Raw genomic sequence first — 5,000 nt, forward strand, 5'->3', positions numbered from 1 at the left:
GAGACGGGTGTTTTTGTGCATGTTCATGTTTCAGTATTCTCCTGGAAATACTGTAAACAACGCTACTAGTTTCTACATACCGATGCCGGTGATGTTGTGTCTGTCGGTTCTCAAGGTTACGAACGTCAAATTATCAACGTAGCTCCTGGCGATATTTCTGCTACTTCTACTGATGCGATCAACGGCTCACAGCTTTATGGTGTATTGAGTGCGCTCGAACGCATTCGTTATTTCTCTGTTAAGTCAACTGATGGCAGTACTGACGGCACCAAAAACTGGAATAACGATGGTGCGAAAGGTGCAAACTCAATTGCCATTGGCCCATCTGCATCTACAACAAGCGCAGCCACAAATGGTGTCGCTATCGGTAATCAGGCAAATGTTACAGGCGTCAATGCTGTTGCTTTGGGTAACGGTACTACTGCTTCTGTTCAAGACTCTGTCGCTTTGGGCAATGGTGCTGTCGGCGCGGCCAATAATTTTGATGCAACAGCTAAAAATGCCTCATTCAAAAACGATAGCGGCGCTGCGACCAATGTCAGCTATGCTGCTTCTTCATCTTCTAAAACAGGCGCGGTTTCTGTAGGCAGCGCAGGCAATGAGCGCCAAATCCAGAATGTTGCCGCAGGCCGTATTTCCGCCACTTCGACCGATGCAGTTAATGGTAGCCAACTGTACACAGTCATGAATAATGTTGGACATAATATCCAACAAAACGGTACAGACAAATCCCGCATCAATAACAACGGTACGGTCAACTACGCTAATGGCAACTTGACGACCGTTGCAGTTACCGATGGCGAGAATGCATCAAAAGTTCAAATCAACGTCACTCAAGGCACATTGTCTGTCGATAATAATGGTACAGTGTCCGCACCGACTGCCGGTGTAGCGACTGCCGGCGATGTAGCCAATGCCATCAATAATGCCAAAACCACAACCAAGGTAGCGGCAGGCAGCAACACGCATGTCAATAAAACAACTTCAGGCAAAGAAACCACTTATACCGTCAGCGCAGATAAAGCAACGGTACAAGTTTCCAATGCTTTGAATCTGACCTCTAATACTACAACTGCAGCCGATGGTGCAGTCACAACTAATTACAGTATCGATCTCGCTCAAAGCACCAAAGCCGACATCCAAAAAGGCGTGGACGCCAAAACCGCCGTTGACAGCAAAGGCCTGACCTTCAACGGCGACAGCGGCAGCACCAATGTCGAAAAACTGGGCTCCACCGTGACCGTTGCCGGCGACGACAACATCACCACCGCAGCCCAGGGCGATACAGTGACCGTCAAGCTGAAAAAAGACCTGGTAATAGACAGCGTCAAAGCCGGCGACACCACCGTGAACAACGACGGAGTGAAAGTAGGCGACGATGTCGCATTGACCCAGGACGGCGTTAAAGCGGGCGATGTCAAACTGACCAAAGACGGTTTGAACAACGCCGGCAACAAAGTGACCAACGTAGCCGCCGGTACCGACGATACCGACGTCGTCAACTACGGTCAGCTGAAAGAGACCTGGGTGCGAATATACGCTAAGCAACAAGATAGCAGGCTGTATATCAACTCTCCCAATGATTTTGGTGCGGCATATTGTACGCAAAAACCAGATGCATGCTGTTTTTAAAAGAATTTCATGAATCAGGCCGCACCCTCTTTAGAGAGTAAACCTGAATGGCTATAGAAACTTGGGAGTCCAAGACATGGGATACCTGCCTTTTCTCCTGCAGGTTGCTTTATTCTGGTGGACTCCCTCTACTGTTGCAAAAAAGCGATACATTTCTCCGTACATCAACAGGGGGGGGGGCTGGAATATTTTCAAAATAAAGATAAAATGGGGAAATTTTACCCCCATGTTTGCCTCGTAAAACGAAATTCTTGTACTTACGGGCCGAATGGTTCGTGCAGGTAAGTGGGTAGGTTGCAATTTCGATCACTCTATACAACTAAATAATGGAGCATAACAATGAATAAAGCCTATCGCGTTATTTGGAATGCGTGCACCAACACTTGAACTGCTGTTCAGGAAAATGCCAAGGCCAAGGGAAAATCTTCTTCCGGACGGGTTTCTGCCGAGCCTGCCACATTGGGCAGCTTGGGGTTGAAATCCTCCCGTTTCGTTTGCACCGCATTGGCTTCCGCGCTGATGATGACTGCAGGTTATGCCAACGCCGGGCCGGGTATTTTTATCAATGATGGTAATGATGCCGGATGTATCGTTACCAGCGATGAATCATCAAGAAGAAACGCGCTGTTCTTTCTGAGTAATAACAACTTGGAATGGGCGGCCGAGCCGACCAGCGGCGGTAGTATGCCGAGTGCAAATGCCTTCCGTAATAAATGTAGCCCGGCAGATGCTGCCAGCCAAACCAACCGTGCTCTGTTCCATGGCGATGCGGGTGGTGCGGGCAGCAAACACCTTTCGCTCGGCGGCCGTTTGGATGTAAATAGCGGCATTATCGGCTTGGGTGACCGTGCCGCAGGCAATAACAGCATCCGCATTGGTAGCGGCAATACTTTGCAGGCTGCCAATAGTCAATCGAATTCCGTTGCTATCGGTAATGACGTGGAAACCAAAGCTGCCCTGGCTGTTGGCATCGGCTCGGCCGCCAAGGCCAATGGACAGCAGAGCGTGGCTGTCGGTAACAGTGTGGAGGCTTCCGGAAATTTTTCCGTAGCCATCGGCACTTCCGCTCGTGCGAATGCGGCACAAACTGTGGCTTTGGGTAACAATGCCAACGCCGCAGGCGAGGATGCGCTGGCTATTGGTCGTAGTGCCAACGCACAGGCGAAAGACTCGATTGCATTCGGCCGCAGCTCTCAGGCAGCTGCCAAGGGCGTTGCTATTGGTTCAGAAGCCAGCGCCGCCGTGGCCAATTCTGTTGCCTTGGGTTCAGGTAAGACTGCCGTTGCTGCTGCAGACCAGTCCGGAACGAAAAATGTAAACGGACTGAACTATACGTATGTCGGCAATTCCGCCAACAGTTCTGTGACCGTTGGTAACCGTCAAATCAAACAGGTAGGTGCGGGCGAAGTTTCGGCTGCTTCCGCCGATGCGATTAACGGTAGCCAGCTTCATGCTACCCAAAACGTTGTTGGCAATATCGGTAAAGGAGTGGCCGCTAATTTGGGCGGCGGCGCGGTATTGAAACCAGACGGTACGTTTACCGCTCCCACCTACAGCTTGACTGATGCTAATGGTAATGTGGTTAGCAAAAACAACGTCGGCGATGCGCTGAACGTATTGAACAGCCGTTTGAATAATGTGGGTGGCGGTTTTCAGGTAGCCGCAACTACTGGTACGACGCAAAACGTCAAGCCTGGCAATACTCTCAAATTTATTGATGGTACAAATACCACTACCGAAGTATCGACCGACGGCGCGGGTGTGACCACCGTTAAAATCAACGCCACAGGCGGCGGTGCAGCCGTTCCCCTGACCAGCAACGCTGCAACCGGCCAAGTCAACGCACCCGCTGCTGCGGATGCGAATAAAGCTGCCACTGCAGGTAGCGTGGCCACTGCCATCAATACTGCCGTGAGCAAGAGTGGCTTTAATGTGCAGGGTGGTTCGGTTGCTGGCGGCTCCGTTACTGGTGCAGCTACAACCAAAGTAAATAATGGCAGTACCGTTAAATTGCAGGCGGGTAAAAACATCGCTCTATCACAGAGTGGTGCGGATTTTACTTTTGCCACTGCCGAGAATTTGAGCGTAACCAGCGTGACTGCCACTGATGCGGCTGGCAATAAAACTGTTACCAATGGCAGCGGTGTCACTATAACTCCGGCAGCCGCAGGCAGTTCCCCCGTAAGACTAACCACCAGTGGCCTGGATAACGGCGGCAACAAGATTACCAACCTGACCAGCGGCAACGTTGCGGCAGGCGACAACAGTGCCGTAACTGGCGGTGCAGTTAATACCGCAATCAATACTGCCATCAATACTGCCGTGACCGATTTGAAAGACGCCGGCTTCAAGATCGGAGCCGACAGCGGTGCAGACGACACCGTAAAACTGGGCGAAACCGTCAAATATGCCGGCGATGCCAATATCAAGACCACGGTTACCAACAACCAAATCGGCTTTAAACTGGCCGACAGCATTACCGTTGGTCCGGCTAGCGGCGGCAGCCCGGTTACTGTCGACGGTAGTGCCGGTACGGTTACCGGCCTGACCAACAAAACTTGGAATCCTGCCGGCATTGTCAGCGGACGTGCAGCCACGGAAGATCAGTTGAAAGCTGTAACCAATCAGGTCAACAGTTCTGCAACCCACTATTACAGCGTGAACGACGGTGGCGGCGCACACGGTGGCAATTTCAATAATGACGGCGCGACTGGTCTTAACGCATTGGCTGCCGGCGTGGGTGCAAGTGCGCAAGATAATGATGCTGTCGCCATCGGTAGCGGAACGATCGCTCAAGGTAACGGCTCGATCGCCATCGGTGCGGCTGCCGAAGTCAGCGGCGCCACCGGAGCGGGCGGCATCGCCATCGGCGCGGCTGCCACCGCTAAGAACGGCGGTACGGCCGTCGGCTCCGGCGCGGATACCGGCAACGGCACGGCACTCATCCCCGGCCTGCCCAACCGCCTCAATAACAACCTAGCATTGGGCGATAGCGCGAGGGTTAAAAACGATACCAACTTCAACGTGGCATTGGGTTCGCTTTCCACTGCAGGCGATGCGGATTTGACCGCCGCCGCCTACAAACCGAACGCAACTTCCGTCATTGCCGGCGACATCAACGAAGCCGGGGTTAAATATGGCGAAGTTTCGCTGGGCGGGGACACAAGCCATTTTATGTCCGGTAGCAAAATGTACCGCCGCCTGACCAATTTGGCTGCAGGTTCGGCCGATACCGATGCCGTGAACGTATCGCAGCTGAAAGCGGTGCAGGCTGCTTTGCAGGACCAAGCCCCGGTTGCATACACCAAAGCCGACGGCACCAAGGTGTACAAACACACCGACGGCAACTTCTACGATGCACCCAACGG

2 protein-coding genes are annotated in these 5,000 nt (G+C 52.5%); both read left to right on the plus strand.

Going from position 1 to position 5,000, the window contains the following annotated elements; genetic code table 11:
- Window positions 1–96 precede the first annotated feature (96 nt).
- Complete coding sequence (locus tag ACTHTA_RS10790; protein ID WP_440364469.1) at window positions 97–1,632, plus strand: hypothetical protein; 1,536 nt, start codon at window positions 97–99, stop codon at window positions 1,630–1,632.
- A gap of 474 nt (window positions 1,633–2,106) precedes the next feature.
- Window positions 2,107–5,000, plus strand: a 2,894-nt coding sequence (locus tag ACTHTA_RS10795) for a hypothetical protein (RefSeq protein ID WP_440376365.1), incomplete at its 3' end; no start/stop codon positions are given.

It is taken from the genome of Neisseria sp. P0013.S005 (assembly GCF_051958425.1).
In the GTDB taxonomy this organism is placed as follows: Bacteria; Pseudomonadota; Gammaproteobacteria; order Burkholderiales; family Neisseriaceae; genus Neisseria; species Neisseria subflava.